This is a genomic window from Tabrizicola sp. YIM 78059 (assembly GCF_004959785.1).
Classification (GTDB): Bacteria; Pseudomonadota; Alphaproteobacteria; order Rhodobacterales; family Rhodobacteraceae; genus Tabrizicola; species Tabrizicola caldifontis.
The window spans coordinates 96,687-111,908 of record NZ_SJZH01000011.1 but is presented as its reverse complement, the minus strand read 5'-3'; the positions used below and the strand labels follow the sequence as shown (position 1 = coordinate 111,908).

The window sequence follows — 15,222 nt, the reverse complement described above, 5'->3', positions numbered from 1 at the left end:
CCGCCTAACCGCGTTCCCGGTCGGCCGGATAGACACCCAGAATGCGCACCTCGGTGGTGAAATAGCGCAGTTCCTCCAGCGCAAGGGCAACGTTCGGATCCTCCGGGTGGCCCTCTATATCGGCGTAGAATTCCGTCGCGGTGAAGGTGCCCCCGACCATGTAGCTTTCCAGCTTGGTCATGTTCACGCCGTTGGTCGCAAAGCCCCCCAGCGCCTTGTACAGCGCGGCCGGAATGTTGCGCACGCGGAACGTGAAGGTGGTGATCATCTTGCCGTTGCCGCGGCGGCTGTGGTCGGGCGTGCGCGACATTACCAGGAAGCGGGTGGTGTTGTTCGCCTGATCCTCGATATGCCGCGCCAGCACGTCCAGGCCGTAGATTTCGGCCGCCAGTTCGCTGGCCAGTGCCGCGCGGGTCCGGTCGCCGACCTCTGCCACTTCGCGCGCAGCGCGGGCATTGTCGCTGCTGACGCGGCCCCTGATGCCATGGGCCTTCAGGAAACCCGCGCATTGCGGCAGGATCACGACATGGCCGTAGGCCTCCTTCACGTCCTCCAGCCGCGCTCCCCTTACCCCCAGAAGATTGACATGCACGCGCACGAAGGCCTCGTCCACGATGTGCAGCCCCGCCTTGGGCAGCAGCGAATGCACGTCGGCCACCCGGCCATAGGTGGAATTCTCGACCGCGAGCATGCCAAGATCGACCTCGCCGCGGGCGACCTTTTCCACGACCTCCTCGAAGGTGGTCGAGGGAACGGGCTCCATGTCGGGGCGCGATTGCTGGCAGGCCTGGTGCGAATAGGCCCCGAGTTCGCCCTGAAATGCGATGCGTCCGGTCATCTGCTGGCGTCTCCGTTCCGAAAAACCCGCGGATAGGGGCGTTTCGTCGCGCGTCTACACCTTGAAACCTGCGGGGGGAAGCGGATAGATAGCGCGCAACTTCAGACCCAAGACAGGTGACCCATGTTCGACACGATGACGATGACCAAGGCGGTGGGCGCGGTCTGCGGCTCGCTTCTGGTGCTCATGCTGGCGGGCTGGGCGGGCGATGCGCTTTACACGGTGGGTCATGGCGGCGGCCATGGCGGCGAGGGGCTGACCCAGGCCTACACGATCGACACCGGTGATGCCGGCGGCTCGAATGCGGAGGCCGAGGCTGCGCCGGATCTGGCAACGCTGATGGCTTCGGCGGACCCGGCGGCAGGCGAAGCCGTCTTCCGCAAGTGCGCCGCCTGCCACAAGCTGGACGGCACCGACGGCGTCGGCCCGCACCTGAATGGTGTCGTCGGCCGCAATCATGCCGCCGTGGCAGGCTTTGCCTATTCGGAAGCGATGGCCGCGAAATCGGCCGAGCCCTGGTCGGAAGAAGCCCTGTTCGAGTTCCTGGCGAACCCCAAGGCTGCGATTCCCGGCACCAAGATGGCCTTTGCCGGCTTGCCGAAGCCCGAGGACCGGGCGAACCTGATCGCCTATCTGGCCGCCAATCCCTGAATCCCGCGCACTGCGCGCGCACCGAAGCCGCCCCTCGGGGCGGCTTTGTCGTTTCGGTCGCCCTGTCCCCGGATGCATTCACGCAAAAGCGTGTCGCGATCGCGGCATGTTGCCTCGACAAAGCAGGATTTTGCATAAATGAATTGACAGGGCGCTCAGTCAGGGAGGGTGCGGATGCGGAAGTCTTCGCAGGCGATGGCAAGTGTGGCGGTTCGGCGGATCCTGGGGCCGGTTGCGGCGGCCGGGGCGCTGATCCTGGCACTTGCGGCGCAGACCATTTCCGTCCGTGCAGAGGAGGTAATCGTCAGTCACGGCATCTCTACCTTTGGCGACCTGAAGCTGCCGGCGGATTTCACTCATCTTCCCTATGTCAACCCCGACGCCCCGAAGGGCGGCGAACTCAGCCAGTGGGCGGCCGGCACCTTCGATTCGCTCAATCCCTTTTCCGCCAAGGGCCTTGCTGCGGCGGGGTCTTCGATCATGCTGGAATCGATCCTCATTGGCACGGCTGACGAGATCGGCGCCAGCTACTGCCTGTTGTGTTCGACCCTGGAATACCCGCCCGACCGTTCGTGGGTGATCTTCAACCTGCGGCCCGAGGTGCGCTTCTCGGACGGAACGCCACTTACGGCCGAGGATGTGAAGTTTTCGTATGAAACCTTCGTCAGCAAGGGGCTGACGGATTATCGCACCGTCCTTGCGCAGCAGGTCGAAAGTGTCGAGGTGCTGAACCCCCACCGCGTCAAGTTCACCTTCAAGGACGGCTTCCCCAAGCGCGACCTGCCGCAGGAGGTGGGTGGCCTGCCGATCCTGTCAAAGGCCTACTACACGGCAAAGAACATGGATCTCGAGGAAAGCATGATCACGCCGCACCTCGGGTCTGGCCCCTACATGTTCGACAGAATGGATATCGGCCGATCCATCATCTACCGGCGCAATCCCGATTACTGGGGCAAGGATCTGCCGATCAACGTGGGGCAGAACAACTTTGACACCCTGCGCTACGAATATTTCGCCGACGGCAACGCGGCGTTCGAGGGGTTCAAGGCCGGGGTCTACCGATTCCGCATCGAGAATTCGTCGAAGACCTGGGCCGAGCTTTACAATTTCCCCGCCGTCCAGAACGGGCATGTGGTGAAGGAGACCTTGCCAAGCGGGGCAAAGGCCAATGGCCAGGCCTTCATCTTCAACCTGCGCCGCCCGCACCTGCAGGATCCCAGGGTTCGTCAGGCGATCGCGCTGATGTTCAACTTCGAATGGTCGAACCAGACGCTGTTCTACGGGCTGTACAGCCGGATCAACTCGATCTGGGAAAACACCGAGATGGCCGCCGAAGGGCCGCCGACCCCCGAAGAGGCTGCACTGCTCAAGCCTTTGGTCGACGAAGGGCTGCTGCCCGCCTCGATCCTGACCGAACCCGCGGTGATGGCACCGACCAGCGGCGAGCGCCAGCTTGACCGGGCCAACCTGCGCAAGGCCAGCGCCCTGCTGGACGAAGCCGGATGGATTGTCGGGGAGGACGGCAGGCGTCGCAACGACAAGGGCGAAGTGCTGAAGCTGGAATTCCTGAATGCCAACCCGCAATTCGACAGGGTGATCTCGCCCTATGTCGAGAACCTGATCGCCCTTGGCATCGACGCGAGGCTGGAGAACGTCGATCCGGCACAATACGAGGCCCGCACCCGCAACCCGCAGTACGATTTCGACATCATCACCGACGGGGCGAATTCCACCTACTTCTCGGGGCCGGAGCTGAAGCAGTTCTACGGTTCCGAGACGGCCGATGTGTCGGTGTTCAATACCATGGGCCTGAAGAGCCCGGCGGTGGATCGGTTGATCGATGTGGTCATTTCGGCCCACAGCCGCGAGGAACTGACCGTTGCCACGAAGGCGCTGGACCGCGTGCTGCGGGCGGAACGGTTCTGGGTGCCGCAGTGGTACAAGGCGGAACACTGGGTTGCCTATTTCGACATGTATGGCCACCCGGATGTCATTCCGCCCTACGCGCTTGGCCAGAACTCGCTGTGGTGGTATGACGCCGAAAAGGCCGAGGCGCTGAGGGCAGCAGGCGTCTTGAAATAAGAAGAACGGGCAGGGATCTTGGGCGCCTATATTCTTCGGCGATTGCTTCTGGTGCTTCCCACGCTGTTCGGCGTGATGCTGATCAACTTCGCGCTGACCCAGTTCGTCCCGGGTGGTCCGATCGACCAGATCCAGGCCCGGCTGCAAGGCGAAGGCGATGCGATCCAGGCCCTTGGCGGCACGGGAGACGCGACCTCGGGCCCGGGCGAAGAGCAGGGCTATGTCGGCGCCCGCGGCCTTCCGCCCGAGTTTCTGGCGAAGCTTGAAGTCCAGTTCGGGTTCGCCCGCATCGTCTGCGACGAGGGCTTCACCGGCACGCCCTCGATCAACGCGCCCGAATGCCGCAAGGAACAGATCCCCGCGACGGAACGCTTCCTGATCATGATGGGCAATTACCTGACCTTCGATTTCGGCGAAAGCTACTTCCGGTCAATTTCGGTCGTCGATCTGGTGCTGGAAAAGATGCCCGTCTCCATCACCCTTGGCCTGTGGTCAACCCTGATCGCCTATCTGATCTCTATCCCGCTGGGAATCCGCAAGGCCGTGCGCGACGGGTCAAGCTTCGATACCTGGACCAGCGGGATCATCATCGCGGCCTATGCCATTCCCGGCTTCCTGTTCGCGATCCTTCTGATGGTGGTCTTTGCGGGCGGGTCGTATCTGCAATGGTTTCCGTTGCGCGGGCTGACCAGCGAGGGCTGGGAAACCTTCCCCTGGTACCAGAAGGTGACCGATTACCTGTGGCACATCGTTCTGCCCGTGACGGCGCAACTGATCTCGGCCTTTGCGACGCTGACGCTATTGACCAAGAACAGCTTTCTGGACGAGATCAAGAAGCACTATGTCATGACCGCCCGGGCAAAGGGCCTGTCCGAGGCGCGAGTGCTTTACGGCCATGTCTTCCGCAATGCGATGCTGATCGTCATCGCCGGCTTTCCGGGGCTGTTCCTGGGCATCTTCTTCGGATCCAGCCTGATCATCGAGTTCATCTTCTCGCTGGATGGTCTGGGCCAGCTTGGCTACCGCTCTGCGGTGGAACGTGACTATCCGGTGATCTTCGGTACGCTTTTTGCCTTCGGGCTGATCGGTCTGATTGTCGGCATCCTTTCCGATCTGATGTACGTGCTGGTTGATCCGCGCATCGACTTCGAGAGGCGGGACTGATGCGGCTTTCGCCCCTGAACCAGCGGCGCTGGCGGAATTTCATGGCGAACCGGCGGGCCTGGTGGTCGCTGTGGATCTTTCTTGTGCTCTACGGGATTTCGCTGTGCGCCGAGCTGATCGCCAACAATCGCCCGATCCTTGTCAGCTACAACGGCGATCTCTATTCCCCCGTGTTCAGGTTCTACCCCGAGACAGCCTTCGGTGGCGATCTTCGGACCGAGGCCAAGTATTCGACGGTGGAAGTGCAATGCCTCATCAAGGCCGGCGGATCCGAGGCCTGCTGGGACGACCCCGAGGGCATCATCACCGAGGTTGAGACGCGCGGCACGGCGGATGGGCAGCCGGTCACGAAGGGCTGGCTGCTCTGGCCGCTCATCCCCTACAGCTACAATACCATCGTGGATACCGGTGGCGTGGCGCCCGGGCCGCCGTCGGCGCAGAACTGGCTTGGCACTGACGACACCAGCCGCGATGTGCTGGCCAGGGTGATCTACGGCTTCCGCCTGTCGGTCAGTTTTGCGCTGCTCGTCACGGCGCTGACCTCGATCATCGGCATCATCGCAGGGGCGGTACAGGGGTATTTCGGCGGACTGACCGACCTGATCTTTCAGCGCATCATCGAACTGTGGTCCTCGGTGCCGACGCTTTATGTGATCATCATCGTCACGGCGGTCTGGTCGAAAAGCTTCTGGCTGATGGTCGGGCTGATGGTCCTGTTCGGCTGGACCGGCCTTGTCGGTGTCGTCAGGGCCGAATTCCTGCGGGCCAGGAATTTCGAATATGTGCGCGCGGCCCGCGCGCTGGGCGTACCCGATTGGCAGATCATGTTCAGGCATGTGCTGCCGAATGCGATGGTGGCCACTCTGACCTTCCTGCCCTTCATCATCACCGGCACGATCGGCGCACTGGCAACACTTGACTACCTTGGTTTCGGGCTGCCCTCATCCTCGCCCTCGCTGGGGCAGTTGTCGAGACAGGCGCAACAGAACCTTCAGGCGCCGCATCTGGCCTTCACGGCCTTCTTCACCTTCGCGGTGATGCTCAGCCTGCTTGTATTCATCTTTGAAGGCGTCCGGGATGCCTTCGATCCGCGGAAGACCTTCAAATGAGCGTTCTGGAGGTCAGAGACCTGAAGGTGACATTCCGCCAGGACGGTCGGCTGATCGAGGCGGTGAAGGGTGTCAGCTTCACTGTCGGCAAGGGTGAAACGGTCGCCCTGGTCGGTGAAAGCGGATCGGGCAAGTCGGTCACGGCGCTGTCGACCGTGGGGCTGCTTGGCGATACCGCCGAGGTGCAGGGTTCGGTCACCTATGCAGGGCGGCAGATGGTCGGCGCATCGGAAAACGAGTTGCGCCGGGTGCGGGGAAACGACATCAGCTTCATCTTCCAGGAGCCGATGACCAGCCTCAACCCGCTGCACACGATCGAAAAGCAGATGGCCGAAAGCCTGGCCCTGCACCAGGGTCTTTCGGGGAACGCTGCGCGGGCAAGGATCATCGAGCTGCTGGGCAAGGTCGGCATTCGCGACGCGGAAAGCCGCCTGGGCGCCTACCCGCACCAGCTGTCGGGCGGCCAGCGTCAGCGGGTGATGATCGCCATGGCATTGGCGAACGGGCCGGAACTTCTTGTCGCCGACGAACCGACCACGGCGCTGGACGTGACCATCCAGGCGCAGATCCTTGACCTTCTGGCCGACCTGAAGCGGTCGGAAGGCCTCAGCCTTCTGTTCATCACCCATGACCTCGGTATTGTCCGCCGCATCGCCGACCGGGTCTGCGTGATGCAGGGCGGAGAGATCGTCGAACAGGGGGCGACCGCAGACATCTTTGCCGATCCGCGGCATCCCTACACGCGAAAGCTTCTTGCCGCCGAACAGAAGGGCGTTCCCGACCCGGTGCCCCTCGATGCGCCAGAGATCGTGCGGACAGAGGGCCTGCGCATCTGGTTTCCGATCCAGAAGGGTCTGCTGAAGCGCACCGTGGGCCATGTGAAGGCGGTGAACGATGCCAGCCTGACCGTCCGCGCCGGGGAAACCCTGGGGATCGTGGGCGAAAGCGGCTCGGGCAAGACGACTGTGGCGCTGGCGATTCTGCGGCTGATCCCCTCGACCGGGCGGGTGAGCTTTCTGGGGCGCGATCTGCGCGATTGCCGTGGCGCGGCGCTGCGCAGCCTGCGCCGCGAAATGCAGGTCGTGTTCCAGGATCCGTTCGGCAGCCTTTCCCCCCGGATGACGGTGGAACAGATCATCGCCGAAGGGCTGGGGGTTCACGGGGTTGCCCCGGGCCGCAACCGCACCGAGATGGTCGCTGAAATCATGCGCGAGGTCGGCCTTGACCCGGCCATGATGGCGCGGTACCCGCACGAATTCTCGGGCGGCCAGCGCCAGCGCATCGCCATTGCCCGCGCCATGATCTTGCGCCCCAGGCTGGTGGTGCTGGACGAGCCGACCAGTGCGCTGGACATGACGGTGCAGGTCCAGATCGTCGAACTGCTGCGCGCATTGCAGCGCAAATGGGGCCTGGCCTACATCTTCATCAGCCACGATCTGCGGGTGATCCGCGCCATGGCGCACAAGGTCATGGTGATGCAGGCGGGGGATGTGGTGGAAAGCGGCGACTGCCAGGCCGTGTTTACCGAACCGAAATCCGACTATACCAAGGCTCTGATGGCGGCAGCCTTCGGTTCCTGACCTTGAAGCTTCTTTTCGTTCACCAGAACTTTCCCGGCCAGTTCCTGCACCTTGCGCCCGAGATGCAGCGCCGTGGGCATGATGTCCGTGCGGTCTGCGATGCGGTGAACAACTGCCCCCCTCTGGTTCCGTTGTCGCGCTATTCCTTCAGGCCGCAACCGGTGGATCCTGCCGCCACACGGTTGGGGCGCACTTATACCATGACCAGTGACCGGGGCGTGGTCGTTGCGCGTCACTGCCGCAGTCTGCGCGAAAGGGGTTATGTGCCGGATGTGATCCTGGGCCATTCCGGTTGGGGCGAGACCCTGTTCCTGAAGGAAGTCTGGCCGGAAGCCAGGCTGCTTGTCTATTCCGAGTTCTATTACCAGGGCAGGGGGGCCGACGCCGGCTTTGACCCGGAATTCCAGAATGCGGGCTTCGATCAGGTGATGATCGCGCAGGGCAGGGCGGCGTATCAGGCGCAGGCCGTCGTCCATGCCGATTGCGGCCTGACCCCGACCCGCTGGCAGGCCAGCACGCATCCGCCGCTGTTGCGCCAGAACCTTGAGGTGATCTTCGACGGGGTCGACTGCAACCGCCTGACGCCGAACCCCGCCGCCAGCTTTTCCCTGCCGAACGGGCGGGTGCTGAAGGTCGGCGACGAGGTTCTGACCTTCGTCAACCGCAACCTCGAACCCTATCGCGGCTACCACATCTTCATGCGCGCCCTGCCTGCGGTCCTGGCGGCACGCCCTGAAGCGCAGGTGGTGATCGTCGGGGGCGACGAGACCAGCTATGGCCAGCCGCCGAAACAGGGGGGAAAGTGGAAGGACGTGATCCTGAACGAGGTGCGGGACCGGCTGGACCTTACCCGTGTGCATTTCACCGGCAAGGTGCCCTACGATCGTCTGGTGAACCTGATTCATGTCAGCCGGGTTCATGCCTATCTTACCTATCCGTTCGTGCTTTCCTGGTCGATGGTCGAGGCAATGGCAGCGGGGGCGCTGGTCATCGGGTCGCGCACGCCACCCGTGCAGGAAATGATCGAGGATGGCGTCACCGGACGGCTTGTCGATTTCTTCGATGTCGATGGCTGGTCGGCGGCCCTGATCGACGCGCTGGCCAGACCCGAAGCCTATCTGTCGATGCGCAAGGCGGCGCGGGCCATGGTGCGCGCAAACTATGACCTGCGCAGCATCTGCCTGCCAAGACAGATCGACCTTCTGACCAGGCTGGAACGCGGCTGGCACACGGCATCGAGGCCAATGGCCCAGGAGGCGCCTGCCACATGAGGGGCAGGGCTGGCCCCCTTGCGGTCGCAAGCGCGGGCCCCGATCAGGCGATATCTCGGGCAAGGTAGACCGCGCGGTGCAGGCTCGGTCCCGGACGTTCAGCCCGTGGTGTCCTTTCCGAACACACCGGTCAGCGCGCGAGAGATCAGCGAAGACACGGCCGGACGTTCTAATGCCTCGAAGGGCATCGGCCGGCAAAGTTCGATCGCTGCCACGCCCACCCTTGCGGTCAGCGCGCCGTTCACCACCCCCTCGCCGAACCGGCGCGAGAGTTTCGACAGCATCCCGCCCCCCGCGACAGAGCCGATCATGTCATCGGTCAGTGCCAGCGCACCTGCCGCCAGCAGCGAGGCGAAGACCCGCCGCAGCAGCCTGAGACTGCCAAGGCTGCCGGAGCGCCCCCCATAGATTTCCGCGATCCGCCGGATCATCCGCAGGTTGGCCATGCCGGCAACCGCCACATCCGCCAGTGCCAGCGGGACCAGTGCCGTTACCATTGCCACCTGCCGTGCCGCGCTTTCGATGACCGCGCGCGCCTCGGCATCCAGTGTTGCCAGCAGCTCCCGTTCCGCCAGCGACAGCAGGGCATCGGCGTCCATCACCTCTTCCCTGCGCTCGGCCAGCCGGGCCCGGCCCCAAGCCGTATCGGCACGGCCGGCATAAAGGCCGTCAAGCGCCGAGACCACATGCCGCGCCTGCCTGAGATCCGCGCCGGTCCGCGCCGCCTCGGCGCGAAGCCTCAGACTGTCCAGCCGCCGCAGGCGCAGGAACGCTGCCCACTCGCGCAGGGCCAGTACCACGGCGGCAAACAGCGCCAGCATCACCAGCGTCACGGCGATCCATCCCAGGACAGGGCTCCGCGCCATGAGGCCGGTCACGAAATCCCAGGCGGCGACCGAAAGGGTGAAGGTGAACAGCGCCCCGAAGGCCCAGATCGCGAGACGCGTCAGGGACGAGCTTCCGGGCTGCGACAGGGCTGCAAGCCCCTGGATCGCCCGACCCTCGGGCAGGTTGTCCGGCACGGGCGGCGCTTCGGAGGGATCAGGTGCTGCGTCGATCTCCTGGACGAAGGGCTTGGGCGGGCGGCTCACAACTGGTCTCCGATCAGGAACTGGATCGCCCGGTCAAGGCGAATGTGCGGCGGGCCCTCTCCAGGTTTCAGGTTCAGCCGGGCAGGGGCAAAGGTCATCAGCTCGTAATCGGCATCCAGCCATCTTTCTGCCCCTTCCCGCGCGGGCGACAGCAGCCGCGCGGGATCGCCGGGAAGGGCGCCCGGATACATGACCGCAGGCTTTCCGGTGGCCTGAAGCGTGCCCCGCACCGCCGGAAGTGCGACACCGTCGCGGATCACGGTTTCTTCGACTGTGGCACGCAACGCGGCCAGGGAAAGAGCTTCGGTCCGGGCGCCGGAAAAGTCGGCCCGCGACCTGGCATCGGACAGCAGCGCCGCAGTGATCGCGGTCAGCGCCGGGTGCTGTTCGTGGTGCAGATGGTCGGCCTTGGTGGCGGCGAACAGGATCCGTTCCACCCTGCGACTGCCGAACAGGCCGGAAAGCCAGGAATTGCGGCCCGGCCGGAAGGCGGAAAGGATCTCGGCCATGGTACGGCGAAGATCCTCTACCGCGCGTGGGCCCTGATGGATCGCCCCCAGAACATCGGCCAGCACCACCTGCCGGTCGATCCTTGCGAAATGGTCGCGGAAGAAGGGACGAACAACCTTGGCCTTGTAGGCCTCATAGCGCCGCATCATTTCGCGCCACAGGCAGTCACGCGGGGTCAGGGCAGGCCTCGGCAAGGGCGCGAATGTCAGAACCGGCGACCCGGCCAGATCTCCGGGCAGCAGGAAGCGGCCCGGGGTGACATCGATCCGGCCCAGCTCGCGTGCTGCCGCCAGATAGGCGGTAAAGGCGCGGGCCAGGGCATGCGCCCTGCCTTCATCCAGGCGAAGCGCCCCGTCCTCGGCCCGGGCCAGGGCCAGATAGTCGGCCGCTTCGCTGCGCTTTTCCATGCGGGCGAGCGTTGCGTCAGACCAGGCTTCGTAGCCCTGGTCGAGAAGCGAAAGGTCAAGCAACCATTCGCCCGGGTAGTCCACGATGTCGAGGTGCAGCGTGCGGGGGCCACGCCATGATGACAGAAGGCCTTTCTGCTGCACACGGAAGGAAAGCCGCAGTTCCGAAATCGCACGGGTCGAGTCCGGCCAACGCGGCTGATCGCCGGTCAGCGCGGCAAGATGGGCCTCGTAATCGAAGCGGGGCAGGGTGACGTCGGGCTGCGGCTGCAGATAGACCGCCTGAATCCGCCCCTCGGCCTGCGCCACCAGCTGTGGCATCCGCCCGCGATTGAGCAGGTTTGCAACCAGTGCGGTGATGAATACGGTCTTGCCGGCGCGTGCCAGTCCCGTGACGCCCAGACGCAGCGTCGTGTCGAACAGGGTCTCGGAAAGCGTCGCCCCGGCCCCTTCGAGGCCACGCGATATCCCCTCCGTCAGTCCCGAAAGCGCCACGTCGGTCCCTCGCCCATGCCCGCGCAGGATAGGCCGGCGCCAGACCGATTGGTAGAGGCCAGGGCCGCACAGACGATCCCGCCGGACCTGTCGGGCGTGGGCTGCGCCCCCTTCATCTCCTCAGCCATGCCAACCGGCCACATGGCTTCCGCAGACCGGGCAGTCTGCGCGGCGTTTCACGGTGATGACGCGGGTCTCGGCATGCAGCGCATCGTGGATCATCAGCCTGCCCGACAGCGTCGCGCCCGCCCCGGTGACCCACTTGACCGCCTCCATCGCCATCATTGCCCCGATCACCCCGGGCAGCGGTGCGGCCACCCCGGCCTGGGCGCAGGTCGGCACCAACCCCGCAGCCGGCTTCACCGGGAAGACGCAGGCATAGCACGGCCCGCCCGACCGGGGGTGATACAGGCCCAGCTGGCCCTCCCACTGGGTGATGGCGCCGCTGATCAGCGGCACCCCAGTCGCGACGCAGGCCCGGTTCACGAGGTATCGGGTGTCGAAGTCATCCGTTCCGTCCAGCACCAGGTCGTAGTCGCCGATCAGGGCCTGCGCCGTTTCTTCGTCAAGCTTGCGGTTGTAGGGTCTGACCTCGATGAAGGGGTTCAGAGCCTTCATCGCCAGCTCGGCCGAAAAGACCTTTGGCATGCCGATGCGCTGGTCCGAATGGATCACCTGGCGCTGAAGGTTGGTGTTTTCCACCACGTCCGGGTCGATCACGCCGATGGTTCCCACACCCGAACCGGCAAGGTACAGCAGGACCGGCGACCCCAGCCCCCCGGCCCCCACGACCAGCACTCTGGCCGCCTTCAGCCGCTTCTGCCCGGCGCCGCCGATCTCGCGCAGAAGGATGTGCCGGGCGTAACGTTCCAGTTCTGCCTCGCGGAAGGTGCCGGGTGCGGTCTCGGGCCGCGGATCCGTCCGCTTCCGCCGGCGCAGTGCGCGCAAACCCTGGCGGTAGCCCAGCGCAAGGGCTGCCATCAGGCCAAAGACCAGCCAGGCCCGGAAATCGCCCCCCACAAGCCGGGCAACCGGGTTGCCAGCCACGGGGGGCAGGTTGATCGCCAGCAGAAACGCCCACCAGCCAGTCGCCGGCAGTAGCCACCGGTCGCCCCAGCCGCGCCAGCGCCCCAGCGCCCACAGACCCGCGAACCCAAGCAGACCGATCAAGGTTGTCCTGCCCCGATACCGGTCGATCCGAACCCGCCGGTGCCCCGCGCCGTTTCGTCCAGCGCGTCCACCACCATGAATCCCGCCTGCATCACCGGCACGACCACGGCCTGCGCCACCCGGTCGCCGTGGCGAATGGTATAGGGCTCGGTCCCGAGGTTGATCAGCGAAACGCCCAGAGGGCCGCGATAATCGCTGTCGATGGTGCCCGGCGTGTTCGGCAAGGTGATTCCGTGTTTCGATGCAAGCCCCGAGCGGGGGCGCACCTGCATTTCATAGCCTTCCGGGATCGCCACCCGTATGCCGGTCGGGCAGATCGCCCGCTGCATCGGGGCAAGGGTAAGCCCGTCCCGCCGGGCCTCTGGCGGAAAGTTCGCGCAGAGATCCGCGCCCGCTGCGCCCTGTGTCTGGTAGGAGGGAAGGGGCAGGCTCCGGTCGGCCCAGTCCTCCCACAACACGCGCACCAGCAGACGAACCCGATCAGTCATCTTCTGACCCAAATCCCTTTCGACTGACATCCGCAAGACTGGCGAGACAGGATCGCCCGTTGCTGGTGCCAATGCCCCCCCTCAGCGCAGCGCCTCGGCAATTCGCACCGCCAGCCTTCGCGCCACTTCGTCCTTGCCCATCCTGGGCCAGGTTTCGGTCCCTTCCTCGGAAATCAACACCACGGCATTCTCTGGCCCGCCCATGACCCCCGTTCCGGGCGAGACATCGTTGGCCACGATCCAGTCGCAGCCCTTGCGCAGCCGCTTTGTCGTGGCATTGGCGACCACATCGGTGGTTTCGGCCGCAAAACCAACCACAAGCCGCGGTCGCCGGGCACCCTGCGCGACCATCGCAAGAATGTCGGGATTTTCGGCGAATTCCAGCACCGGGGCCTTGCCCGATCCATCCTTCTTCAGTTTCTGGACAGAAGCATTCGCCACCCGCCAGTCGGCCACCGCCGCGGCCATCACCGCAGCGTCGGCCGGAAGCGCCGCCTTGACTGCGTCGGCCATCTCCAGCGCGGTTTCGACAGCAACCACGGAAACCCCGGCAGGTGGCGGCACCACGGCCGGCCCGGTCACGAAGGTCACCCGTGCCCCCAGGTCGCGCAGCGCCGCCGCAATCGCCGCGCCCTGCGCCCCGGACGACCGATTGGCGATATAGCGCACCGGATCTATGGGTTCATGCGTCGGCCCCGAGGTCACGATCACATGTCTGCCCAGAAGCGGCCCGGCACCCAGCGCCGCCGAGATCGCCGCGACAATCGCCGAAGGTTCTGCCATCCGCCCCGGCCCGTATTCCCCGCAGGCCATCTCGCCCTTGTCCGGGCCGACCGTCAGCACCCCGTCGCCCCGCAGCGCCGCAAGGTTGCGCCGGGTCGCAGGGTGCTGCCACATCCGCACATTCATGGCCGGCGCCACCAGAACCCGCTTGTCTGTCGCCAGAAGCAGGGTCGAGGCCAGATCGTCCGCCAGCCCTCCCGCCATCCTGGCCAGCAGGTCCGCCGTTGCCGGGGCCACGACCACCAGATCGGCAGAGCGCGACAGTTCGATATGCCCCATCTCGGCTTCCGCGGTCAGGTCGAACAGCGCCTCGTGTACCTTGGCTTCGGCAAGGGCCCCGACCGACAGGGGTGTGACGAACTCTGCCCCCGCCCGGGTCAGCACAGGTGTGACAGAGCCCCCTTCCTTGCGGATCAGCCGGATCAGCTCGAGGCTCTTGTAGGCCGCGATACCGCCGCCGATGATCAGAAGAATGCGCTTGCCCGCCAGCATCGGCAGATCCCCCATGGCCTGCCTTCAGGTGTAAGGTTGCGGGCGGCCAAACTCAACACCTCGCGCCTGTCCCTGACCGTGGCAATGCCGTCGGGCAGGGGGCGCCCTGTGCCCCTGCGGCAGCAAGGGTGCGTTCAAACCCGTCGGGCCACGGCCTATCCTGACCCGGAATCAGGCCAGGAAATGCCGGACCTCGCGCGACTGCGCCTCGAGGCTGCGGCGCATCTTGGCGAATGCGGCGGCTTCCAGCTGACGCACGCGCTCTTTCGACAGGCCCAGCTCCTCGCCAAGCGATTCCAGCGTGCGCCCCTCATCCTTCAGCTTGCGCTCGGCCACGATGTAGCGCTCGCGCGCGTTCAGGCCCTGCATCGCCTTGACCAGCCAGCCGCGCAGCCGCGCCCCGTCGTGCGCACCTTCGACGACATCGGCCGCCTGCGTGCCTTCGTCCTCCAGGGCGTCGATCCATTCGCGGCCGTCCTCGTCCATCGACTGGGGGGCGTTCAGCGAATAGTCGCTGCCCGACAGCCGCCCCTCCATCATCTCGACATCCGCGACCGGTACTCCGACTTCGGCTGCCACCATCTGGCGCAACTGATGCTGATCCAGCACCTCGCCGCGCTGGCTGGCCTCGCGCTCCAGCTTGGCCTGCACCCGGCGCAGGTTGAAGAACAGCGCCTTCTGGCTGGAGGTAGAGCCGGTGCGCACCATCGACCAGTTGCGCATCACATAGTCCTGGATCGAGGCCTTGATCCACCAGACCGCATAAGTCGAAAAGCGGACGCCCCGGTCGGGGTCGAACTTGTCGGCCGCCTTCATGAGGCCGAGGGAGGCTTCCTGGATCAGGTCGTTCATCGGTGCGCCGTAGCGGCGAAACTTTGCGGCCATGCTGATTGCCAGGCGCATGTATGCGGTGATCAGCCGGTGCAGCGCGGCCTCGTCGCGCTGATTGCGCCAGGCGTAGGCAAGGCGCAGCTCCGTTTCGGCATCCAGCAATTCCGCCTTCATCGCTTGGCGCGACATCGTCTGGTCAGTATATCCGTCAAGTGCCATGATGACCTCCTGGATGGGCTGACTGCGGCGCTTCCGCCATC

At 65.1% G+C, this 15,222-nt stretch carries 13 protein-coding genes; 6 read left to right on the top strand and 7 right to left on the bottom strand.

All coding sequences use genetic code 11. The features are described from left to right. Positions 1-4: 4 nt before the first annotated feature. Complete coding sequence (locus EZM81_RS14170; protein ID WP_136646161.1) at positions 5-838, bottom strand: prephenate dehydratase; 834 nt, start codon at positions 836-838, stop codon at positions 5-7. Between the two features lie 123 nt (positions 839-961). Between EZM81_RS14170 and EZM81_RS14165 the strand changes: the two genes are divergently transcribed. The 6 genes from EZM81_RS14165 (at position 962) to EZM81_RS14140 (ending at position 8,695) form a co-directional block, all read left to right on the top strand. Further along, positions 962-1,489, top strand: coding sequence for a cytochrome c family protein (locus tag EZM81_RS14165; protein ID WP_135448200.1), 528 nt, complete (start codon positions 962-964; stop codon positions 1,487-1,489). Between the two features lie 174 nt (positions 1,490-1,663). After that, positions 1,664-3,571 (top strand): extracellular solute-binding protein, encoded by a 1,908-nt coding sequence (locus EZM81_RS14160; protein ID WP_136646160.1) that lies wholly within the window; start codon positions 1,664-1,666, stop codon positions 3,569-3,571. 18 nt (positions 3,572-3,589) lie between these two features. Beyond that, the gene (locus tag EZM81_RS14155) at positions 3,590-4,735 is read left to right on the top strand and encodes a microcin C ABC transporter permease YejB (RefSeq protein ID WP_135448196.1); all 1,146 of its coding nucleotides are present in this window, start codon (positions 3,590-3,592) and stop codon (positions 4,733-4,735) included. Continuing rightward, the gene (locus EZM81_RS14150; protein WP_136646159.1) at positions 4,735-5,844 is read left to right on the top strand and encodes an ABC transporter permease; all 1,110 of its coding nucleotides are present in this window, start codon (positions 4,735-4,737) and stop codon (positions 5,842-5,844) included. The genes EZM81_RS14155 and EZM81_RS14150 overlap by 1 nt, the downstream gene beginning before the upstream one ends. Then, a complete protein-coding gene (locus tag EZM81_RS14145; RefSeq protein WP_136646158.1) occupies positions 5,841-7,424 on the top strand; it encodes an ABC transporter ATP-binding protein in 1,584 nt (527 codons plus the stop codon). Before EZM81_RS14150 ends, EZM81_RS14145 begins: the two co-directional genes overlap by 4 nt. A 2-nt stretch (positions 7,425-7,426) precedes the next feature. After that, positions 7,427-8,695 carry a glycosyltransferase gene (locus tag EZM81_RS14140; protein ID WP_136646157.1) on the top strand — a complete coding sequence of 423 codons (1,269 nt, stop codon included), beginning with the start codon at positions 7,427-7,429 and terminating at the stop codon, positions 8,693-8,695. Positions 8,696-8,793: 98 nt separating this feature from the next. On the opposite strand, the gene EZM81_RS14135 is transcribed toward EZM81_RS14140, so the two are convergent. From EZM81_RS14135 to EZM81_RS14110, 6 genes are all read right to left on the bottom strand, one after another. After that, a complete protein-coding gene (locus tag EZM81_RS14135; RefSeq protein ID WP_136646156.1) occupies positions 8,794-9,786 on the bottom strand; it encodes a YcjF family protein in 993 nt (330 codons plus the stop codon). Further along, on the bottom strand, positions 9,783-11,198 hold the full coding sequence (locus EZM81_RS14130) for a YcjX family protein (RefSeq protein ID WP_135448186.1): 1,416 nt from the start codon (positions 11,196-11,198) through the stop codon (positions 9,783-9,785). The genes EZM81_RS14135 and EZM81_RS14130 overlap by 4 nt, the downstream gene beginning before the upstream one ends. A gap of 120 nt (positions 11,199-11,318) precedes the next feature. Then, positions 11,319-12,365: a ThiF family adenylyltransferase gene (locus EZM81_RS14125; protein WP_371685759.1), complete on the bottom strand. Its 1,047-nt coding sequence runs from the start codon at positions 12,363-12,365 to the stop codon at positions 11,319-11,321. Further along, positions 12,365-12,856 (bottom strand): dUTP diphosphatase, encoded by a 492-nt coding sequence (dut, locus tag EZM81_RS14120; RefSeq protein WP_135448182.1) that lies wholly within the window; start codon positions 12,854-12,856, stop codon positions 12,365-12,367. Before dut ends, EZM81_RS14125 begins: the two co-directional genes overlap by 1 nt. 81 nt (positions 12,857-12,937) lie before the next feature. After that, a complete protein-coding gene (gene coaBC / locus EZM81_RS14115) occupies positions 12,938-14,131 on the bottom strand; it encodes a bifunctional phosphopantothenoylcysteine decarboxylase/phosphopantothenate--cysteine ligase CoaBC (RefSeq protein ID WP_136646178.1) in 1,194 nt (397 codons plus the stop codon). Positions 14,132-14,302: 171 nt separating this feature from the next. Then, positions 14,303-15,181, bottom strand: coding sequence for an RNA polymerase factor sigma-32 (locus tag EZM81_RS14110; RefSeq protein WP_135448180.1), 879 nt, complete (start codon positions 15,179-15,181; stop codon positions 14,303-14,305). Positions 15,182-15,222 lie beyond the last annotated feature (41 nt).

Bases quoted from the DNA above. Each gene is read 5' to 3' on its own strand.
- EZM81_RS14170 (WP_136646161.1), bottom strand. From the start codon at position 838: ATGACCGGACGCATCGCATTTCAGGGCGAACTCGGGGCCTATTCGCAC.
- EZM81_RS14165 (WP_135448200.1), top strand. From the start codon at position 962: ATGTTCGACACGATGACGATGACCAAGGCGGTGGGCGCGGTCTGCGGC.
- EZM81_RS14160 (WP_136646160.1), top strand. From the start codon at position 1,664: ATGCGGAAGTCTTCGCAGGCGATGGCAAGTGTGGCGGTTCGGCGGATC.
- EZM81_RS14150 (WP_136646159.1), top strand. From the start codon at position 4,735: ATGCGGCTTTCGCCCCTGAACCAGCGGCGCTGGCGGAATTTCATGGCG.
- EZM81_RS14145 (WP_136646158.1), top strand. From the start codon at position 5,841: ATGAGCGTTCTGGAGGTCAGAGACCTGAAGGTGACATTCCGCCAGGAC.
- dut (WP_135448182.1), bottom strand. From the start codon at position 12,856: ATGACTGATCGGGTTCGTCTGCTGGTGCGCGTGTTGTGGGAGGACTGG.
- coaBC (WP_136646178.1), bottom strand. From the start codon at position 14,131: ATGCTGGCGGGCAAGCGCATTCTTCTGATCATCGGCGGCGGTATCGCG.
- EZM81_RS14110 (WP_135448180.1), bottom strand. From the start codon at position 15,181: ATGGCACTTGACGGATATACTGACCAGACGATGTCGCGCCAAGCGATG.